At 40.8% G+C, this 20,387-nt stretch carries 17 protein-coding genes; 8 read left to right on the forward strand and 9 right to left on the reverse strand.

All coding sequences use genetic code 11. The features are described 5' to 3' along the window. Positions 1-35: 35 nt before the first annotated feature. From VCASEI_RS16665 to kdgR, 5 genes are all read right to left on the reverse strand, one after another. Entirely contained in the window at positions 36-1,295 is a 1,260-nt protein-coding gene (locus VCASEI_RS16665) for an L-rhamnose isomerase (RefSeq protein WP_086958792.1), read from the reverse strand. A gap of 79 nt (positions 1,296-1,374) precedes the next feature. After that, the gene (gene rhaB, locus VCASEI_RS16670) at positions 1,375-2,841 is read right to left on the reverse strand and encodes a rhamnulokinase (protein ID WP_086958795.1); all 1,467 of its coding nucleotides are present in this window, start codon (positions 2,839-2,841) and stop codon (positions 1,375-1,377) included. A 141-nt stretch (positions 2,842-2,982) separates the two neighbouring features. Next, positions 2,983-3,708, reverse strand: coding sequence for an exonuclease domain-containing protein (locus tag VCASEI_RS16675; RefSeq protein ID WP_086958797.1), 726 nt, complete (start codon positions 3,706-3,708; stop codon positions 2,983-2,985). Positions 3,709-3,711: 3 nt separating this feature from the next. Then, positions 3,712-5,574 carry a DUF294 nucleotidyltransferase-like domain-containing protein gene (locus VCASEI_RS16680; protein WP_089111143.1) on the reverse strand — a complete coding sequence of 621 codons (1,863 nt, stop codon included), beginning with the start codon at positions 5,572-5,574 and terminating at the stop codon, positions 3,712-3,714. A 195-nt stretch (positions 5,575-5,769) separates the two neighbouring features. Further along, on the reverse strand, positions 5,770-6,552 hold the full coding sequence (gene kdgR / locus VCASEI_RS16685) for a DNA-binding transcriptional regulator KdgR (RefSeq protein ID WP_089111144.1): 783 nt from the start codon (positions 6,550-6,552) through the stop codon (positions 5,770-5,772). A gap of 284 nt (positions 6,553-6,836) precedes the next feature. On the opposite strand from kdgR, the gene kduD reads away from it, so the two are divergent. From kduD to VCASEI_RS16725, 8 genes are all read left to right on the forward strand, one after another. Beyond that, positions 6,837-7,598, forward strand: coding sequence for a 2-dehydro-3-deoxy-D-gluconate 5-dehydrogenase KduD (kduD, locus tag VCASEI_RS16690; protein WP_089111145.1), 762 nt, complete (start codon positions 6,837-6,839; stop codon positions 7,596-7,598). A 38-nt stretch (positions 7,599-7,636) separates the two neighbouring features. After that, positions 7,637-7,960 carry a cupin domain-containing protein gene (locus VCASEI_RS16695; protein ID WP_089111146.1) on the forward strand — a complete coding sequence of 108 codons (324 nt, stop codon included), beginning with the start codon at positions 7,637-7,639 and terminating at the stop codon, positions 7,958-7,960. Between the two features lie 114 nt (positions 7,961-8,074). Next, positions 8,075-8,713 (forward strand): RpiB/LacA/LacB family sugar-phosphate isomerase, encoded by a 639-nt coding sequence (locus tag VCASEI_RS16700; protein ID WP_089111147.1) that lies wholly within the window; start codon positions 8,075-8,077, stop codon positions 8,711-8,713. Positions 8,714-8,982: 269 nt separating this feature from the next. Further along, complete coding sequence (gene kdgK, locus VCASEI_RS16705; protein ID WP_089111148.1) at positions 8,983-9,915, forward strand: 2-dehydro-3-deoxygluconokinase; 933 nt, start codon at positions 8,983-8,985, stop codon at positions 9,913-9,915. Between the two features lie 31 nt (positions 9,916-9,946). After that, complete coding sequence (locus VCASEI_RS16710; RefSeq protein WP_089111149.1) at positions 9,947-10,570, forward strand: bifunctional 4-hydroxy-2-oxoglutarate aldolase/2-dehydro-3-deoxy-phosphogluconate aldolase; 624 nt, start codon at positions 9,947-9,949, stop codon at positions 10,568-10,570. A 129-nt stretch (positions 10,571-10,699) separates the two neighbouring features. Further along, positions 10,700-11,260 (forward strand): MSMEG_1061 family FMN-dependent PPOX-type flavoprotein, encoded by a 561-nt coding sequence (locus VCASEI_RS16715; protein WP_272948328.1) that lies wholly within the window; start codon positions 10,700-10,702, stop codon positions 11,258-11,260. Between the two features lie 317 nt (positions 11,261-11,577). Beyond that, on the forward strand, positions 11,578-13,338 hold the full coding sequence (locus VCASEI_RS16720; RefSeq protein ID WP_086958816.1) for a sodium:solute symporter family protein: 1,761 nt from the start codon (positions 11,578-11,580) through the stop codon (positions 13,336-13,338). 96 nt (positions 13,339-13,434) lie between these two features. Further along, complete coding sequence (locus VCASEI_RS16725) at positions 13,435-14,616, forward strand: oligogalacturonate lyase family protein (protein WP_086958818.1); 1,182 nt, start codon at positions 13,435-13,437, stop codon at positions 14,614-14,616. Positions 14,617-14,794: 178 nt separating this feature from the next. Here VCASEI_RS16725 and VCASEI_RS16730 read toward each other — a convergent pair whose 3' ends face one another. The 4 genes from VCASEI_RS16730 to VCASEI_RS16745 form a co-directional block, all read right to left on the reverse strand. Further along, positions 14,795-16,195, reverse strand: coding sequence for an EmmdR/YeeO family multidrug/toxin efflux MATE transporter (locus VCASEI_RS16730; RefSeq protein ID WP_089111151.1), 1,401 nt, complete (start codon positions 16,193-16,195; stop codon positions 14,795-14,797). Further along, complete coding sequence (locus VCASEI_RS16735) at positions 16,195-17,829, reverse strand: pectate lyase (RefSeq protein ID WP_089111152.1); 1,635 nt, start codon at positions 17,827-17,829, stop codon at positions 16,195-16,197. The genes VCASEI_RS16730 and VCASEI_RS16735 overlap by 1 nt, the downstream gene beginning before the upstream one ends. Positions 17,830-17,857: 28 nt before the next feature. Then, complete coding sequence (locus VCASEI_RS16740; RefSeq protein ID WP_089111153.1) at positions 17,858-18,925, reverse strand: pectinesterase family protein; 1,068 nt, start codon at positions 18,923-18,925, stop codon at positions 17,858-17,860. Between the two features lie 181 nt (positions 18,926-19,106). Continuing rightward, positions 19,107-20,387, reverse strand: coding sequence for an ABC transporter substrate-binding protein (locus tag VCASEI_RS16745; RefSeq protein WP_089111154.1), 1,281 nt, complete (start codon positions 20,385-20,387; stop codon positions 19,107-19,109).

The raw sequence follows: 20,387 nt of genomic DNA on the forward strand, positions 1-20,387 counted from the left end.
AAATTCAAGTCAAGGCATACATTGGGTGGAAAGTATTAACGTTGGATCAGGACTTTTTCTTCGTACTGTTTTACGCTTGCTAGCCAATCACTGCCCACTGGCACATCCGCTTTCAAGCAGTAGTAATCCCACACCGCTGCCCAAGAATTCGAATGTGATTCTTCCATTAGCGCCAAACGCGTTGTGTAATCACCATCTAATTCAAGCTGTTTAAGCTGAGCGGTTGGCTCTAGCATCGCTTTCAACAACGCTTTACGCATATTACGAGTACCAATTACCCACGCGGCAATACGGTTGATTGAGGCATCAAAGAAATCCAAACCAACATTGACGCGAGCAAGCAAGTCATGGCGAATAATCTCTTTAGCAATTTCTTGAGTTTCAGTATCAAACGACACGATATGGTCACTGTCCCAACGCATTGGGCGCGTCACGTGCAAAATGAATTCATTCACATACAAAGAGCAGGCGCTAATTTTGTCTGAAATGACTTCCGTTGGATGGAAATGCCCTGCATCTAAACAAAGTAGAATATCGCGGCTAGTGGCATAACCCATGTAGAATTCGTTGCTACCCACGGTATACGCTTCTGCGCCTATGCCGAATAACTTACTTTCTACGGCATCTTTGTGGTATTTAGTGTCGATTTTTTCGGAGATAATTTCATCTAATGACGCCATTAAACGTTGGCGTGGTGCAAGGCGATCCGCTGGCATATCTTTCATGCCATCAGGAACCCAAATATTCATCACAGAAGGCGTGCCCAATTCTTTACCAAAATATTCCGAAATACGGCGACTGGCTTTACAGTGATCAATCCAAAATTGACGAATATTGTCATCATGATGCGACAGCGTAAAACCACCTTCACTGTTTGGATGTGAGAAGCACGATGGGTTGAAATCTAAACCAACTTGCTCTTGTTTTGCCCATTCGACCCAGTTTTTAAAATGCTCTGGTTTGATCTTATCGCGATCAACTGGTGTATCTGATTCAAGGTAAATCGCATGTAAATTCAAACGTTTCGCACCCGGAATTAAACTGAATGCTTTATCTAAATCTTGACGTAAGTCATCGGCGCTGCGAGCACGACCAACATAATTACCAGTGGTTTGAATGCCACCGCTTAATTCTTGATCTGGATTTTCAAAACCGCGTACATCATCACCTTGCCAGCAATGGATAGAAATTGGCACACCATCTACATCAGCGATGGCTTTATCCGTATCTATGCCCATTTCAGCAAAGCGTTTTTTAGCAATTTCGTAAGCAACTTCAATATCATGTGTATTCATTGTATTAACCTTTTAGTAGCGGGCATTTAATAACGAGCATTTAATAAACAAATGCTCACCACAGTTCGAAAACTTGCGCTTAGCTAGCAATCGCAAGTGGCTTTGATTTCAGTAATTGTTTAAAGGTATTTATCACGCGGCCTAGCTGCTCAATCGGCTGTGGTGTGTAAGTATCGACTGGAAAAGAGTGACGGATCACCTCTCGTCCCGCATTCACATTTTCAAGTTCACCCAATGCAATTAATTGCCCAACCACATTACCAAGTGAAGAAGCTTCTGTAGGATTGGCTTGCACAGTGACTTGGCAAACATCAGCACATAATTGATTTAAAAATGTGTTGTTAGCGCCACCACCAATGATATGAATAGAATTGAGTTCCTCTTCACTAACGGCTTGTAAGTCACTAAAGGTATGTTGATATTTCAATGCGAGACTGTCGTAAACACACCGAGCAAGCTCAGCTATCGTTTCAGGAATAGGTTGGTGTGAGTTACGACAGAAATGTTGGATCGATAAACTCATCGATTCAGGATTTAAAAAACGTTCATCATCGGGATCGATAAGCGAACGAAATGGTGGAACTTTGCTGGCTAATTCAACTAACTGTGGGAATGTGAACTCACTGAACTCGGCTTGTAAACGTTGAACTAACCATAATCCCATGATGTTTTTTAGCATTCTAAATCGACCTTCTGCCCCACCTTCATGGGTAATTTCAAGTCGTGTCGTTAATGCATTAATCACAGGTTCGCTGCGTTCGATCCCCATTAATGACCAAGTACCGGAACTTAAAAAAGCGGTCGATTGAGACTGTAAAGGCGTGCCAACTACGGCAGATGCGGTATCATGGCTCGCAATCGAAGCTACCGGAATGTCTAGCCCTGCTACATGATAATGACCAATTATTTTATTCGGTAAACTTGGCGATAAAAACCACGTCGATGGCGCGTCAACCAAATCAAGTAACGTCTTGCTCCACTGTTTGGTGTGGCAATCGAGCAATTGACTGGTGGAAGCATTGCTGTATTCACAATGTTCTACACCCGTTAAGCAGTAATTAAGATAATCAGGAATAAACAGTAGGCGATTTACATCTGCTAACCACTCTGGTTGTTGTTGATTGAGTGCTGCCAATTGGTAAATAGTATTAAAGGATAAAAATTGCAGGCCGGTAATTTGGTAAATGTCTGCACGTGACAGCTTATCTGCAATAAATAGCTCCATCACACCTTGAGTACGATCATCACGGTAGGCAACATAATCCCCTAATGGCTGGCCTTGCTTATCGAGTAGGACAAAATCAACACCCCATGTATCAATACCGATGGAATCAGGGACAATACCTTGGTCAATAACTAAGTGAATACCCGTTTTGATCTCACATAATAAACCATCAAGATCCCAACAATCTTGACCATGCTTTCTCACCAGCTCATTTTTAAAACGATGAATTTCAGACAAGACGATTTTACCCGCTTGAAACTGAGATAAAATCACTCGCCCGCTGGATGCACCAAGATCAACCGCAATAATGTTCTTAGACATGAGATAACAACCTTTCCTTTATTTAGGCTGTTATCTTGACGAAATGCGATGAAATGTAACTTAAAAAAAAGGACAGCCTTACGAGAAGGCTGTCCTTTTTTTTAGTTTTCAATGTGCACATTCACATAATGTAAAATAAGATTAGCATGTTGCTCGACAATACATTTCGCCAATGGTGGTTTTTTTCGCTTGCCGCCCAAAGATTTTAATTTTCTGTGCCATAAAAAGTTCTGCGGTAGAAATAGCATCAACCAACGCATTATGAGCAGAATACAACGGTAAACCATAACGCTGTCTAACCGCATTAAGTTGCAACTCAAAATTGTCGCCTTTACTATGGTAAACCAAATGCTTTTCTATTTTTAAGGTATCCAACCAAATGATGGGTAAGTCATTTAAACCATAACGCTTACGTACATAGGCTTGCATGAAACTACGCTCTACCACAGCCCCATGCGCCATCACAATTTTACCGGTCATTTTTATAAATAAACGATTCATTGCCTCTTCTAGTTGCTCACCTTCTAATAGCATTTGGGGCATAATATGGTTCACAACAGCACTCGCCGCTTTTATCTTTTGATTATCATCAAGATAACAATGAGCCGCGGTATCCATATCGATTTGATTGTTTTCAATTCGAATATTACCGATGCTTAATAAACTATCTTCCGTAGGATTAAGCCCTGTAGTTTCAAAATCAAGAACCAGAAAATCTAGCTCATCTAAACACTTATCAGGTTTAGGCAACGGTGTCCTCAGTAAGCGACGCAGTTCTTGAGAGCACTCTTTAGGTACTGACAATGCCTTTCGCTTCTTCTCTAATTGAGTAATGGGATGGAAATAGTTTTTTAACCTCTTATACATACCCTACCCTTTGGTAAAACGAAGTTTTGCACCATCTTGTAGCTCATTAATGATTTTAAACGCATCTTTTAAATGTTTACGTTCAAAGCTACTAAACCGTTCAGGATCAATATGATTATCCGGTGTTTTGTTATTTTTTAAGGCTTCACATTGATGAGTGAAGCGAACTTGAGTAATAAATCGATAGGCACCAATAATATTTCTATAGCTGTCTTCAGCCATGACACCTTGTTCAAAAGCATATTGGAAACGTTCTTCAGTACCCGTTTGGGTTCCATTCGCTGATAAGCTATAAATACGAGCTAAATCAATAATAAGGTTCAAGGCATATTTTTTGATATTTAATGTTCGGCTATTATCACCACTTTTCTCTAATACTAACTTATTAAATATTCCAAGCGGTGGTTGAGTTTCTATTGCATCACGTACCAAAGACGGTATAAAACGAGCACTATTGGTGATGCATTGATGTAAATGCTGTTGCAGTTCATCCGCTAACTCTTTATTTCCGTATATTGCACGAACTTCCAAAAAAACACTGATATTCAATAATTTATTATATTCAGGTGTATTCACCCATTTACGATAATATTCTTTCCAACGAGAAAGAGGCTGACACCATTTAGGCGTTGCCGCCATGTATTTCCCATCACACAGCGGATAACCACAGGCATCCAATCCATTACAAACTATCATGGCTAAATGAGTGAAATACGCAATATCTGCGTTTGTTGCTGAGTCCTCAATGATCAGTGCACTGTCCTGATCCGACAATAAATGCACTTCATTACGAGCATGAGATCCTGCGACAATCCATGCATAATCACATGGTGGAGCCCCAAGTTGTTTTTCGGCCAATTGAATGATACGGCGATTAAAAGCATCCATAATCATCGACATTACAGAGGCAACGACATTTGACCCAACACGACTTTCCACTAACGAATTGAAAATAACCTTCCTTTCTTCTTTAAGCGTTTTTAAAGCTTCAATAGAATTTGAATATTTTATTTTTTCAATCAGAAAGAGTGCTTGTGTTCTATGGTTATGCACTAAATGGGTCGTCGTAATTAAGCCAACAATGCTTTTCCCATACACAACGGGTAAACACCGGATATTGAATTGCATCATTAAAGATATCGCTTCCAAAACCGTCGCATCACCGTGTATTAACTGTGGATTTATTGTCATGACTTCGCCAATAGGAGAGTCTGTATTAATTCCGGTAGCCACGACCCTAGTCGTCATATCTCGATCAGTAATCACACCAACAATATCATCCCCATCTTTCACCACAGCACAGGATGAACGCATTTCGTCCTGCATTAACAACGCGACGGTTCTAATACTGGTATTCCTTTCGACAATTGCAACATCTTCACTCGCCACTTCCGATACTTTACGGTAATAAGGCCCTTTATCATTTGGCATCACACGATATAAAGCAGAATTTAAACGTGCTCGAGCACGAGAATCGAAAAATTCGGAATACTCGGGATTGCTCTCAAGCACATTTTGTAAAACAGAATGAGGAATGAGATATAAAAGTGAATCCACCAATGCGACGGCCTGATATCCATCTTCACTATCTGATAAGGGCTCTAGAAAGGTAAAACCAAATTGATCTTCTTCACCAAGGCGAGCACGTAATGATCCATCTTTCATGCGTTGCTCAATTGCGCCTGTTCGAATGACGTACAGAAAACGTTGATCACAATCAGAATGAAAAGGGATCTCATCCCCTTTCGCTAAATAGCTAATTTTAACTTTTTGCACCACTTCTTTAACCACGGATTCAGGCAATTTATCAAATGGATCAATTCGAGCCATAAAGTTATAGATATTGGGTAGCAGCGCATTTGTCATCCGTCCGACCTTCCGAATTAATTAGCTTTTTATACAAGAGAAACTGTATTCAATAAGAATATCACTCACCATATCAAAACATTGTTTTAATATTGAAATTAAAATATAAAAAGTTTACTAAGTGCACAAAAAAAGCAGCTTAACGCTGCTTTAATAAACTAAGTTTTTACCGTGTACGACTTTTACAGGCGAGAATCACGATACTGGTTCATGGTAGCCCAATTGTTCAGAAATATTTCGACAGGCGGTTTGAAGTAAAGCAACATAGTAAGACATTCTACTTTCATCAAAACGAATCGTTGGGAATGAAATCGATAGCCCTGCAATCACATGACCAAAACGATCGTATACAGGAGCGCCAATACAACGTAAACCTGGCTCTTGCTCTTCGTTATCTTCCGCATAACCTTGTGCTTTCACACGCTTTAACTCTGCAAGAAGCTGATCCACATTGTCATGAGTTTTTTGAGTATGCTTAACAAATTTCACATTTTTTAAGGTTTCGCGCACAAAAGACTCGCTGCGCTCAGCCAGTAACACTTTACCGATAGCGGTACTATAAAGTGGATTACGGCGACCAATACGCGATTGCATGCGTAGGTTATAGCCAGAATCAATTTTGTGGGTATAAATGATTTGGTCAACATCTAACGCGCCTAAATGCAGCGCTTCATTGGTTTGCTCAGAAATATGGCTCATCTCTTTATCGGCTAAAGAAATCAGATCAACATATTCTAACGACTTTGCTCCTACCTCAAATAACTTCAAAGTAAGCGAATATTTATCGGCTTCACCTTCTTGATCAACATAGCCCAACATTTTCATCGTTTGCAGAAAACGATAAGTGGTGCTTTTTGACATCAGTAAGCGCTGGGATAGTTCGGTAATACCGATATTTTTTTGCTCACCAAGTGCTTGAAGAATACCAAACACTTTCATGACTGATGACACTGCATCGGGTTGTTTTGCTTTTTCCATTAGAGTTGACCTTGAATTTGATTAGACCTTAAAAAGCCAGTCATCATTGTTATCGTTTTATCATTCTATATCCTTTATCGATTTTTTTGAAATGCATGGTTCAAAAAAATGAAACACAAATCACTTTAATATATAAAACACGATTTAGGTCACTTTTTATGAAACGGCTTTTTATTTTTAATTGAAATGGCGTTTCACTATTGCTATTGTTATCACACTTGCTGAGGGATACACCTCAATATCAATAAACCTACTGGCTGAAAAGCTGAATTTAAGGACACGTTATGATTTTGAACTCTTTTGATCTACAAGGTAAAGTGGCTATCGTTACTGGTTGTGATACCGGCCTTGGTCAAGGTATGGCTTTAGGTTTAGCGGAAGCTGGCTGTAGCATTGTTGGTGTTAACTACACTGCCCCAGAAGAAACAATTGAAAAAATGAAGGCAGCGGGACACAAATTCTTAGACGTTCGCGCTAACTTACTAAAACAAGATGAAATCCCAGCCATCATTGATGCCGCTATTACTGAGTTTGGCAAAGTTGATATTCTGGTGAATAACGCCGGTATCATTCGCCGTGAAGATGCCATTGAATTCTCAGAGCAAAACTGGGATGACGTAATGAACATCAACTCAAAAACAGTATTTTTCATGTCTCAAGCGGTTGCTAAGCAATTTATCTCTCAAGGTAATGGCGGCAAAATCATCAACATCGCTTCTATGCTTTCTTTCCAAGGAGGGGTTCGTGTTCCTTCTTATACGGCATCAAAAAGTGCGGTTATGGGTATTACTCGCGCCATGGCAAACGAATGGGCAAAACATGGCATTAACGTAAACGCTATTGCACCAGGCTATATGGCTACTAACAACACAGCGGCTCTACTCGCTGATGAAGAACGCAGCAAAGCCATTCTTGAACGTATTCCAGCTGATCGTTGGGGTACACCTGCTGATGTTGCCGGCCCTTGTGTGTTCCTAGCCTCTGATGCTGCAAGCTACATTAATGGCTACACTGTTGCCGTTGATGGTGGTTGGTTAGCTCGTTAATACCACTATTTCATTCTATAAACAAAGGACAACTGAGCATGTTTGTTTATAACAAAGATATTAAATTAGAAGACCTAGGTGATGGCGTTTCACGCAAAATCATGGCTTATAGTGACAATATTATGTCGGTTGAAGTTTACTTCGAAGACGGAGCCATTGGCCCACTGCACAATCATCCGCACGAGCAGTTAACTTACGTGCTATCAGGTGAATTTGAATTCACTATTGGTGATGAAACCAAGATTGTAAAAGCAGGCGACGCGCTCTACAAAGAACCTAATGTAATGCACGGTTGTACTTGCTTAAAAGCAGGCGTATTACTCGATACCTTTACTCCAATGCGTAAAGATTTCGTAAGCTAACACCTTGCTATAAGATCACTCAATATAGAAGCGGTCACTGCTTTAACCTCGATTAACATAATCAGTGACCGTTTATTTTAAAATTGATGTAGGCGGACCCTACTGGAGAATACAATGAAAATCGCACTAATGATGGAAAACAGCCAAGCTGGCAAAAACGCAACTATCTTAAATGAGCTAACAAGTGTTGTTGAGCCACTAGGTCACTCTGTTGCAAACGTAGGCATGAGCGATGAAAACGATCATCACCTAACTTACATTCACCTTGGTATCCAAGCTAGCTTGCTTCTTAACTCTAAAGCGGTTGATTTCGTGGTGGCAGGTTGTGGTACTGGCCAAGGCGCAATGATGTCACTGAACCTACACCCAGGTGTATCTTGTGGTTACTGCCTAGACCCATCCGATGCTTTCCTTTTCAACCAAATCAACAACGGTAATGCGCTTGCGCTTGCGTTTGCGAAAGGCTTTGGTTGGGCAGCAGAATTGAATGCTCGTTATATCTTCGAAAAAGCATTCTCAGGCCCACGCGGTGAAGGCTACCCTGTTGAGCGTAAAGCGCCACAAGTTCAAAATGCGGGCATCCTTGGTCAAGTAAAAGCGGCAGTAAACAAAGAAAACTACCTTGATACCCTACGTGCTATCGACCCTGAACTGGTGAAAACAGCCGTAACTGGCGAGCGTTTCCAACAATGTTTCTTCGATAATTGCCAGAATGATGAAATCAAAGCGTTTGTTCGTGAAGTATTAGCTTAACCCCCATTTGATTAAGCTTTTAAATTGCACTAACTTTTGCCGACCTCCGAGGTCGGCTTTTTTATTTAATTTTTCTAGTTCTCTGTCATCAAGTGACTGTCACCAAGTAAAAACCATCAAGTGAAAGCCATCAAATAAAGGTCATCAAAGAAGGTTTATTAAATGAAAAAGTGATCTACCCTGTAATATTATGAAACCTCGTTTCAATTTAATTGACCTTGAGTTTGCAATTGATAATAATAGCCTCATACCGATCAAGGAGAATTCTCATGCAAGCAAATCGCATTGCCATCATTGGCGAGTGTATGGTTGAACTACAAAAAACAGGTGATGCGACTTACAAGCAAAGCTTTGGTGGTGATACCTTAAACACGGCACTTTATCTATCTCGTTTAACCCATCAGCACCAATTAACGACGGCTTATGTCACTGGCTTAGGGAAAGATCCGTTCAGCAACTCGATGTTAGAAGCGTGGCAACAAGAAAATATTAATACTGATTTGGTGCATATTTCAGAGAAAAAATTACCCGGATTATATTCGATTTCAACCACACCCGATGGTGAGCGTGCTTTCCAATATTGGCGCAACGATGCCGCAGCACGCTACTGGTTACTCGAAAAAGACACCAACGCCGTTATTGATTCATTAAGCCAAAATCAGCTGATCTATTTAAGCGGTGTAAGCCTTGCCATTTTACCATCAGAAGCATTGGATAAACTTTTCACGGTTTTAACTGCCTGTAAAGCGCAAGGCTGTAAAATCGCATTTGATAATAACTACCGCCCAGCCTTATGGGAAAACAAAGAACAAGCGCAACAAGCGTATAAAACCATGCTTCAATTAACCGATATTGCTTTCTTAACTTACGATGATGAAGAAATGCTGTACGGCGATACCGAAGAACAACAAGCAATTGACCGTACTCAAGCACTCGGCGTAAATGAAATTGTGATCAAGCGTGGCGCAAAAGCGTGCTTTGTGATCACCGCCGATGAGCGTATTGAAGTCGCACCAAAACCGGTATCTGGTCTTGTCGATACAACAGCCGCGGGTGATTCGTTCAGTGCGGGTTATTTAGCAAAGCGACTACTCGGGGGTACATTAGAAGCATCAGCCAAAATGGGCCACACCTTAGCCGGAACCGTGATTTGTTTTCCGGGCGCTATTATCCCGATCGACAAAATGCCAGCACTTAATTAAATTTTATTAACATCATTCTCAAGGACTCAAAATGAAAACGTTAAATCAACGTCTCAGTGAAATCAAAGTGGTACCGGTCATTGCTATCCATGATGCCAATAAAGCCGCTAAACTGGCTCAAGTATTAGTTGAAAACGGCCTACCTTGCGCCGAAGTCACCTTCCGTACACCTGCTGCAGCGCAAGCAATTCGTAACATGCGTGAAGCCTACCCAGATATGCTAATTGGATCAGGTACCGTATTAACCGCGAAGCAAGTGGATGAATCCATTGAAGCTGGTGTAGATTTCGTAGTAAGCCCAGGTTTGAATCCAACCACAGTAAAATATTGCCAACAACGTGGTGTACCAATTATTCCTGGGGTGAACAATCCAAGTCTCGTTGAGCAAGCGATGGAATTGGGTCTAGATACATTGAAGTTCTTCCCTGCTGAGCCTTCTGGCGGCGTGAACATGCTGAAAGCATTAACTGCGGTTTACCCTGTTAACTTTATGCCAACAGGCGGAGTGAACCCGAAAAATGTGAATGATTACCTAGCGATTCCTGCCGTATTTGCTTGCGGCGGCACTTGGATGATCCCAAATGATTTGATTGATAATGAAAAGTGGGATGAATTAGCTGTATTAGTCGCTGGTGTTGCCCAAGTTATTGCTTAATTAATATTAGTCACAAGCTTGCCTACAGCAGTAATAAAATAAAAAAATCGAGCCTTTAAATGGCTCGATTTTTTGTTTTAAAGATAGAGATAAAGAGTAGAAACCTAAATAACCATAACAGAGAATAAAATAACAACACAGGAACAACTTCGAGATCTTTATAGTATTCCAATGGCTTTAGCGGCAACAAAAGACATACATCATATTGACAAACATGCCAAAAAATTCATTGAAAATAGCGTGTTATTTTTCCTTGCTACACAAAGTGAAGATGGCTTTTATGACGTATCACCGCGTGGTGGTGATGCTGGGTTTGTAAAGGTTTTAGACGACCAATACATTGCCTTTCCAGACAGTCCTGGTAATAACCGTTTAGATACACTGACTAATTTATTGTCTAACCCTAATGTCGGAATGTTATTCATCGTGCCGGGTATTCAAGATGTGGTTCGACTTAAAGGCGTAGCATCAATCCATGTCGATGATTCTCTTCGTGAGCAATGCCTGGATGGTAAACACAAACCAAAGCTCGTCCTCAAAATAAAAATCACATCCCTTATGTTTCATTGTCCTAAAGCACTCATCATTTCAAAAGTATGGAAGAATAGTACTTACATTGATCGCGATTTTTTACCCTCGTTATTAACGATTATTGAAGATCAACAAATAGAAAAAGAGCAAATAAGCTAAGAATGAGGTCGATTTACAAATAAATTGAGGTGTGGAAATAAAAACGATTAATTCACAATATTTCCACATCTTATAGTCCTCGTACCGTATTTCCTGCATGACGTGTCCATAAAAACCTGCCTACTACTTCCCTCTCCAAGATCTCTCTTTCAACAATGTGCGCTACCTAATAAATACAAGCCTAATAAAGTGGCATAGATCACAGTTACACACGAAGTTACAAATTATTGAACCCTTGTTTTGATTTCGCGCACATTTTGATTTCACTTATACCGGTATTATTTATAAAAATTAAAACAACGTTTCAGGATGAAGTTATGAATTATGATTACCTCGTAATAGCGGGTTATTTTGCCTTAATGGTAATGATCAGTGTGTTATTCAAAAAAATGGCAAGCAACAGCACCAGTGACTACTTCCGTGGAGGTGGCAAAATGCTCTGGTGGATGGTGGGGGCAACGGCCTTTATGACACAATTCTCAGCATGGACTTTCACCGGTGCGGCAGGTAAAGCCTTTACTGATGGTTTTGCAATTCTTTTTGTATTCTTCGGCAACATGCTCGCTTATGTGTTTGCTTACTTCTACTTTGCTCGTCGTTTCCGCCAAATGCGCGTGGATACCCCAACAGAAGCAGTCGGTCGCCGTTTCGGTTCTGTGAACGAACAATTTTTTACTTGGGTAATCATTCCATTAAGCGTGATTAACGCTGGCGTATGGTTAAACGGTTTAGGTGTATTTGCTTCTGCGGTATTTGATGCTGACATCATTACGACCATCTACGTAACAGGCGCAGCAGTACTGGCTATCTCACTGATCAGTGGCGCATGGGGTGTTGTTGCCTCTGACTTCATACAAACACTTGTGGTTGCAGTAATCTCTATCGCATGTGCTGTTGTCGCCATCTTTGTTGTCGGTGGCCCGGGTGAAATCGTAACAAACTTCCCTGGTGGTTTCTTTATTGGACCAGACATGAATTACCCAATGTTACTGGTTGGTTCATGCTTATTCTTCCTTGTGAAGCAGCTTCAAAGTATCAACAACATGCAAGAGTCTTACCGCTTCCTGAACGCAAAAGATTCTAAAAACGCCAGTAAAGCAGCATTGATGGCACTTGGTATGATGTTCTTCGGTGCAATTGTTTGGTTTATTCCACCTTGGGCTACCGCAATTCTATACCCAGATGCTGCTGCCGCTTATCCAAACCTTGGCGCAAAAGCTGCCGATGCCGTTTACTTAGTATTCGCTCGCGAAGTAATGCCAATTGGTACGGTTGGTCTATTAATGGCGGGTTTGTTTGCAGCAACGATGTCTTCTATGGACTCAGCATTAAACCGTAACTCTGGTATCTTTGTTCGTAGCTTCTGGGCAACAGTGGTTCGTAAAGGCAAAGCAACCGATAAAGAGCTTCTGCGTGCAGGTCAAGTGGCTTGTCTTATTAACGGTATCTTAGTTATTTTGATGGCTCAGTTCTTCAACTCACTGAAACACCTAAGCTTGTTTGATCTCATGATGCAAGTCGCGACATTGCTACAATCGCCAATCCTAGTACCATTATTCCTAGGTATCATTATCCGTAAAACGCCAAAATGGGCACCTTGGGTAACGGTTATTGTCGGTATGTTCGTCTCCTACTTAGTAGTGACTGTTTTCACACCAAGCTTTGTTGCAAGCTGGTTTGGTATTGATTCACTAACGGGTCGTGAGACATCTGACTTCCGTACTATGATTACCATTGCCGCCCACTTGTTTATCACTGCTGGTTTCTTCTGTGCAACAACGTTGTTCTATAAAGAAGAAAATGATGTGAACATCGAAAACACCAAAGCATTCTTTGAAGATGTGGATACCGAGTGTGTAGCAGAAGAAGGCCAAGATGAAATCGACCGCATGCAACGTCACAAACTAGGTACCCTTGTGAACTACATGGGTTACGGTTTAACGGCAATGGTGCTAATTCCAAATCCATTATGGGGTCGAGGTCTGTTCTTAGCGTGTGCAGTGTCTATCTTAATTATCGGCTACTTATTGAAAAAGAGTGCCAGGATCGATGAGTCAGCACTTGCCATAAATCATTAAATAGCTAAGTAATAAATAGCGAAACAACATAATAGTTAATTTACCAATTAGCAGCCAACATTATTACGTTGGCTGCTCCATTTCGGAGCATTTCTCATGGCTAAAGGCAACATTATCCATTTAGAGTTCGATACCTTCATCGACTCAGACACAAATAATAAAGTAACACGTTTAACTCCAACGAATGTGATCTGTCATCGTAACTATTTCTACCAAAAATGCTTTACCACTGATGGTAGCAAGTTATTATTTTCTGGTGATTTTGATACCACATCCGGTGATGCGAATCGCAACTACTATCTGCTTGATCTGAAAGCTCAGAAAGCCACTCAGCTAACTGAAGGTAAAGGCGACAACACCTTCGGTGGTTTTATTTCGACCGACGACAAATCTTTCTTCTATGTGAAAAATGAATTAAATCTGATGAAAGTTGATCTAAACACATTAGAAGAAACCATTATTTACACGGTTGATGACGAATGGAAAGGTTATGGTACTTGGGTTGCCAACTCAGATTGTACTAAGTTAGTAGGCATTGAAATCAAAAAAAGCTGCTATCAACCATTAACATCTTGGGAAAAATTCGCCGAGTTCTATCACACCAACCCAACGTGTCGCTTAATTAAAGTTGATATTCAAACGGGCGCGTTAGATGTAGTTCATCAAGAAGATGCATGGCTTGGTCACCCTATTTTCCGCCCATTTGATGATAACACCATCGGTTTTTGTCATGAAGGTCCACACGATCTTGTTGATTCACGTATGTGGCTTGTCAATGAAGATGGCAGTAATGTAAGAACCATTAAAACGCATGCGGAAGGAGAATCTTGTACTCACGAATTCTGGATCCCAGATGGCAGCGCGATGGCCTATGTATCTTACTTTAAAGGCCAAACTGAACGTGTGATTTATAAAGCGAATCCAGAAACGCTGGAAAATGAAGAAGTCATGATCATGCCACAATGTTCTCACTTGATGAGTAACTATGATGGCTCGTTAATGGTCGGTGATGGTAGTGATGCGCCTGTCGATGTAGCAGACAGCGAAGGGTACAATATTGAAAATGACCCATTCTTATATATCCTAAATACTCAGAAGAAAAGCTACGCCAAACTGGCAAAACACAGTACTTCTTGGGATGTATTAGCTGGTGACCGTCAAATTACCCACCCCCACCCATCATTTACACCGGGTGATACTGGCGTGTTATTTACCAGTGATTTTGAAGGTGTCCCAGCCATTTATATTGCTGAAATTCCAGAGGAGTTACGCGGTTAATTTTCAATTATATTGTTAAAAACATTAAGCCTTATTTACTTTAAACATAATCGTTAAGTAAATAAGGCTTTTAAAATTGAGATGAGTGTATTCTCAAAGCTGAAAATCAAATCTGTCTAACAACATATAAGAGCATACTCCATTGAAGCTCAGCCACCCTATTTGATTTCCATCAATACTAAGCTCGCGTTGAGTAGAACTTCTTCAACCATGTCATTTTAATCAAACGAGAATAATAAATGCCTCCTCGAACGAGCCAATCGACATACATGCCCAACCAAACACCATACACACCAAATCCCAAAACAATACCAAGCACGTAACCGCAGCAAATACGACATCCCCACATGCTAAAAATGGCCGTCCACATGGTCGATTTTACATCTTTTGCGCCTTTAAATGCGGCAGGTAAAACAAAAGAAGCAGCCCAGAAAGGCATCATAATTGCGTTCAAATAAAACAGCTTCACGACCACACTGCTCACTTCTGGATCGGTGGTGTAAAATGCAATCACAGGATGAATAAAAGGGAGTAATAGTAATGTGGAAATAATCAGTAAAATCGTGGCAGCCCAAAAGATTAATTTCAACTCTTGATAGGCCATTTTAGGTTTATTTTGCCCTAGCCGTTTCGCCACTAATACCGTTCCTGCCATACCTAAAGTATTACCGGGAATATTAATCAGTAAGATAATAGAGAAGGCGATGACGTTACCGGCCATAGCAACCGTCCCCATTCCTGCCACCATTAACATAGTGATTAATTTACCAATGTTAAACATTAACGATTCAATACTTGATGGGATCCCGATACCTAAAATATCTTTTAATATTGCGCGGCTAAAAGGTGAAAAATAACTTTTAAATGGGATCGGTAAACGATCGTTTTTAGCCAAGTATACTAAGATAATGATCGCCCCCACCCAACGAGCACAAGAGACACCTAACCCCGCACCTAATAAACCTAAACCATCCCAACCAGCAAAGCCATAGATAAGTGGATAACTGAAAATGATATTAAGAATATTGATAAGGATGTTCACTCGCATTGGCAAACGGCTATTGCCTACTGCGCGTAACACTCCACTGCCAGCAAGCATAATGGCAAGAGCAGGATAACTGAGTGCTATGGATGTAAGGTAGATTTCTGCAAGTTGGATAACATCTTGCTCGGCACCAACGGCAATCATCCCTAAAATCGATTGACCGAAGAGAAGAATCGCCACTAAAAAAAGAGTCGAGATCAACATATTCAAGCTTAACGTTTGTCTTGCTTGTTCAATCGCTTGTGGTTTGTTTCTGCGCCCATAAGATTGGGCGACCAATACCGCACCACCTAATTCTATTGCGGCTAGTACCGAATAAATAATATAGGTCATGCTGTCACTGACACCAATCGCGGCGGTTTGAGATTGTCCTAAACGGCTCACCAAAATCGTGCTCACTATCCCCATGAGCACCACGCCAAGTAATTCGATAAAAATAGGCCAAGAGAACGGCAATACCTCTTTACGAAGCAAAACCCAATGGCGCTTTCTAATATGACAAAATGGCCATCGGGTTGACAGTGTACTTAGCATTAGGCCTCTTCAATTAACGAATCATAAATAACATCGCGGTCGTAAACCGTCTTGATTTCACCATGCATATCTCTTTCTCCATGCAAGTATCCACCCGTTGAAATTTGCACGGCTAATTGGTCATAACACCCTTTATAGGAAGCTTCTAATGCCAATAAAGCATACGGTGCTGGATCATCAATACGAGCAAATCTATGCAGGCTTGATTCCACAAAATAACCACGGTGATAATGCGCTTGAACAATGTTATTAGCAATACAATCTGCAAGGGTTAACACCAATTCTTGCTGCGTTAGTTGATGTAAATCCAGTAATGCAAAAACCAAGTATGGCGAGGCGATTTCTGTGAGTGGATTGATCTCGCTCAGTACTAAAGTTTCAGGATTGATCAGACCCAATTCAAAGCGAGCAAACATGGTCGCCATTAACTGACGAAGCTCAAAATCATCACTCATAATACAAGCACGAATCAATGGTAAAAGATAAGCGGGGTCAGCTGCTTGACGCTTAATCTCCATACCTTTTTCACCATAATAACCATCGCGCTTAAAGATATAACCCGTCAGGTCATCACCATTATTCCACATTGGGATCATTTGATTATCAAAGGTATCCCAAGCATGAGCAAAGTAGGCTTTAATGCCTGCAATCGCACCTGTAGCCAGTTCTGGGTCATTCAGCTTTTTCGCACACAGTAAAATCGCCAGTGGATTATCCACTACCACAGGCCAGCAATCACGAAACAAAGCATTGGCTTCTCTGGCAACATCACCAAATTCAGGGCCAAATTGACGTTTCGCCCTATCGCCAAACCAAGAATAAGTTAGCTTGTCATCTTCCGGAATTGGCTCACGCTGTTTTGGTGACGAAAATTGATACACTGGCATACCCGTTTTGGGGTTTCGAGCAAGTACAAACTGCTGATACAAATGTTTCGCCCACATGGCGGAATGTTGATCACCCGTATATTGCGAATAATGGCAAGCCGCATAAATCAAATCGGTAGCCGCATTTACAAACGTCAGTCCCACCGTCTCGGGTAATTCTGGCCATTTATTAGAATCAACAACAGGCTCTGGCTGATAATGGGCAAATACATTATCAATCGGCTTCTGTCCGTATTGCCCATGACGACTGAGATCCAGTTTTTTCCAATCCAACACATGTGATGCCCAAAAACCATGTAAAAAATCTTCAGTTTTTTTTGCATCCACTTGGTGAAGAAAATCATAAAAAGGAAAATGATGTTTTAATTCATGCACTCGCTCTTTACTGGCTGGACCTTCAATCTCACCGGTTTGTTGATTAATGAATCGATGCCCACCCCAATTAAATAATCCACTTGCACCATCGCAATAATTATCCAAAAAATAATGAGTAACTTGCTCTGCCGTTTGCTGCCATTTTTCATCTCCTGTCACTTGTGTCATACCACATAAGCCACGCAGGAAGTTTTGCTGGCTGGCAAAATTACTCATGATCGCAGTGCTACCATCAGGATATGTCCAATACACAGGTTTGTCGGTTAATGTGTCCAAACCATCGGCGAGTAATGACATAGTAGGATTGAGAGCATGGATAAGAACTTGCTGATAATAATCATTTAATAACGGAAGAAAAGATTGACGTTGCATATAAAGCTCCTGGAAAATAGAAAAGGAATTACCCAAAGACACTGAGAGCGGGTAACCATTGCTGCAATGAAAAATGTACATGTTGCATTAATTGTTCTGCTTTCTGACTTGGCAGAGGATTAAAAAATGAAAGTGACGAACGAGGATGAGCAAATAAACAGTTTTGATATTCTTCAAAGCGTGCTGATTCAGGTTCAAACCACATCATGTCCCCACTCGCACTTTTTCCTCCCATTTTGTCCCAACCATAAATATGATCATCGATTTGGCAGTATAAAAAGGCACAATGCCCAATCGCGTTAGGATCGGCGTATCGACCATCTTCAAATAAAGTAGTGGGATGCCAAGGCCGCCCCAATGCATAGCTTCGCTTTGGTACACCTTCTTCTTTTAATAAACGGCAGTGGTGGAAAATAAATCCATGGGATTGGGTGATATTAGTACTTGGTGCGGCCAAATAGCCCCAAATTTTTTCCTTAGTTGGATTTACATGTTTTCGAGCCACAATATCGCACTCATGAAACAAAGCTTGTCCTGCACCAAAAATGAAATCTATGCAACCACTTACCATACAATTATAGAAATAACTGCGACCTGCGTTGACATACAAGGTGTCGTGGTAACTGATCAATCGTATATTTTCACAGTAAACTTGGTCTGCATGATGTCCCAATAATAAAGCAACCGATTGGGTATGTTTACAATGATGGGGATCCATCACATCACGTTGTTGATTGGCAATGAAATCAAAATCATTGCATATAGTTAAGTTCTTTATTTTACAATTATTAGCATCAATATTGACGGTATTCGAACCATAAGTTCCGAGAATACTGCCATCTTGCACAACCATTTGATTGCACAAACTCATACTAATAATCGTTTTTTCAGCATCTTCACCAATCAATTGCACGTTGTTATGTGTGAGATGTATTCGCTCACGGTACTGCCCATTCTTGATAATGATTTGATAGCAAGTGTCATTAATTTCATGACTAGGAAGTGCACTTATCGCTTGCAGGATAGAATTAAAGTCGCCCACATTTTGATCTTGTGATACGACCCAAGAAATGGTGTGTTTATATTGCGAGTACATTCAACCTACTTCCTAATACATATCTGTAATGTTACAACCTAAACTCAATAGCCAGCTGACTTACTCGTATAAGAAATTACGTAAAGTAATAAAAGTAAAAAGCACCCTACCTTGGCGACGACATAAGATAGGGTGAAGGCTGTGCAATAGATTTAGTTGAAACTTGTTTCTAGTTTATTGATCACTTAGTTAAACGAGCCAGAATACGCTTACCTTTACGAAGGAATTCTTGTGCAGATTGCTCTGGTGTCGATTTACCGTAATCCAACGCTTGCATCTCTTCGCTGAAAATATCCATTAACTGGGCATTATCAGTGTAAGGCGTAGAAACAATCGTTTGAGGTAAAGAACCCGCTTGAGTATAACCAGCAAATGATAGGCTTGATTCTTGGATCGTACCGTCAGATTTCAACTCTTTCACACCAGCGGTACTCAGTGGAATACCACGAGTTAAGCCAAGTGCTTTCACGCCAACAGGATCGTTAAGCAAGAAGTTGATAAGTTTTGCCGCTTCTTCAGGATGCTTAGTATTACGGCCAATTGAGAACATCATGGATGGGCGAGATAATAAACCTGCATCTTTCGCATCAGGTGCCATTGGGTATGGTGCTAATTCAAGCGCCATTGGTGGCTTCAAGTTATCAGAGTATTTGGTGATTGCAGTATCCCACATGTAAACCCCACCAAATTTACCTTCAATCCATGGCCGCATTTCATAAAGATTTGAGCGACCGTAAGATGCATATTCTTTAGTCGATGGGAAAACATGATCTTCAACTTGCTTAGTATACAGCTCGAAGAATTTCGTCATTTCATCTTGGCTATAATTCAATTTACCATCTTGTGTAATGATGTCTTTGCCTGTCGTTTGGATCATGTATGAACGGTTCATAGCAAACACGTCACGAGCTTCGATCACAATTGGGTAATATTCATCACCCAATTTTTCTTTAAAGGCCTTACCTGCCGCCATTAACTCATCCCAATTGTTAGGATAAGCAATACCAGCTTTGGACCATGTCTCTTTGTTGTAGTAAAAAACACGTGATGTCATGCTGACAGGAACACCATTTAATTTACCGCCAAAAGTCACGGTATTGAGCGCTGAATTGGAGAAGTTATCCGCATGTAAGTCAGGTTTGACTTTGTTCATGTCATAGAAACCCTCTCCTGTTTTAGAGAAGATCGGCATCCAGTTTAAGTTAGTTTGCATCACATCCGGTTCAGTATTACCCGCAATTTGAGTGGTGATACGAGTCAATGCGCCATCCCAACCTGTGTATTCTGCTTTTACAGAAATATCTGGGTTGGCTTTTTGAAAACGCTCTAATGCATCGTTGGTTGCTTGGTGGCGTTCGTTACCGCCCCACCAAGACATACGTAATTCCGTTTTTGCATAAGCTCCCGCAGACATTGTTGCCAATGCTAGAGCGGTGACGGTAGTAATTAACTGTTTTTTCAT

It is taken from the genome of Vibrio casei, assembly GCF_002218025.2.
In the GTDB taxonomy this organism is placed as follows: domain Bacteria; phylum Pseudomonadota; class Gammaproteobacteria; order Enterobacterales; family Vibrionaceae; genus Vibrio; species Vibrio casei.

Excerpts from the sequence above, each read along its gene's own strand:
- VCASEI_RS16665 (WP_086958792.1), bottom strand. The coding sequence starts at position 1,295 with ATGAATACACATGATATTGAAGTTGCTTACGAAATTGCTAAAAAACGC.
- rhaB (WP_086958795.1), bottom strand. The coding sequence starts at position 2,841 with ATGTCTAAGAACATTATTGCGGTTGATCTTGGTGCATCCAGCGGGCGA.
- VCASEI_RS16675 (WP_086958797.1), bottom strand. The coding sequence starts at position 3,708 with ATGTATAAGAGGTTAAAAAACTATTTCCATCCCATTACTCAATTAGAG.
- VCASEI_RS16680 (WP_089111143.1), bottom strand. The coding sequence starts at position 5,574 with ATGACAAATGCGCTGCTACCCAATATCTATAACTTTATGGCTCGAATT.
- kdgR (WP_089111144.1), bottom strand. The coding sequence starts at position 6,552 with ATGGAAAAAGCAAAACAACCCGATGCAGTGTCATCAGTCATGAAAGTG.
- kduD (WP_089111145.1), top strand. The coding sequence starts at position 6,837 with ATGATTTTGAACTCTTTTGATCTACAAGGTAAAGTGGCTATCGTTACT.
- VCASEI_RS16695 (WP_089111146.1), top strand. The coding sequence starts at position 7,637 with ATGTTTGTTTATAACAAAGATATTAAATTAGAAGACCTAGGTGATGGC.
- VCASEI_RS16700 (WP_089111147.1), top strand. The coding sequence starts at position 8,075 with ATGAAAATCGCACTAATGATGGAAAACAGCCAAGCTGGCAAAAACGCA.
- kdgK (WP_089111148.1), top strand. The coding sequence starts at position 8,983 with ATGCAAGCAAATCGCATTGCCATCATTGGCGAGTGTATGGTTGAACTA.
- VCASEI_RS16710 (WP_089111149.1), top strand. The coding sequence starts at position 9,947 with ATGAAAACGTTAAATCAACGTCTCAGTGAAATCAAAGTGGTACCGGTC.
- VCASEI_RS16720 (WP_086958816.1), top strand. The coding sequence starts at position 11,578 with ATGAATTATGATTACCTCGTAATAGCGGGTTATTTTGCCTTAATGGTA.
- VCASEI_RS16725 (WP_086958818.1), top strand. The coding sequence starts at position 13,435 with ATGGCTAAAGGCAACATTATCCATTTAGAGTTCGATACCTTCATCGAC.
- VCASEI_RS16730 (WP_089111151.1), bottom strand. The coding sequence starts at position 16,195 with ATGCTAAGTACACTGTCAACCCGATGGCCATTTTGTCATATTAGAAAG.
- VCASEI_RS16735 (WP_089111152.1), bottom strand. The coding sequence starts at position 17,829 with ATGCAACGTCAATCTTTTCTTCCGTTATTAAATGATTATTATCAGCAA.
- VCASEI_RS16740 (WP_089111153.1), bottom strand. The coding sequence starts at position 18,925 with ATGTACTCGCAATATAAACACACCATTTCTTGGGTCGTATCACAAGAT.
- VCASEI_RS16745 (WP_089111154.1), bottom strand. The coding sequence starts at position 20,387 with ATGAAAAAACAGTTAATTACTACCGTCACCGCTCTAGCATTGGCAACA.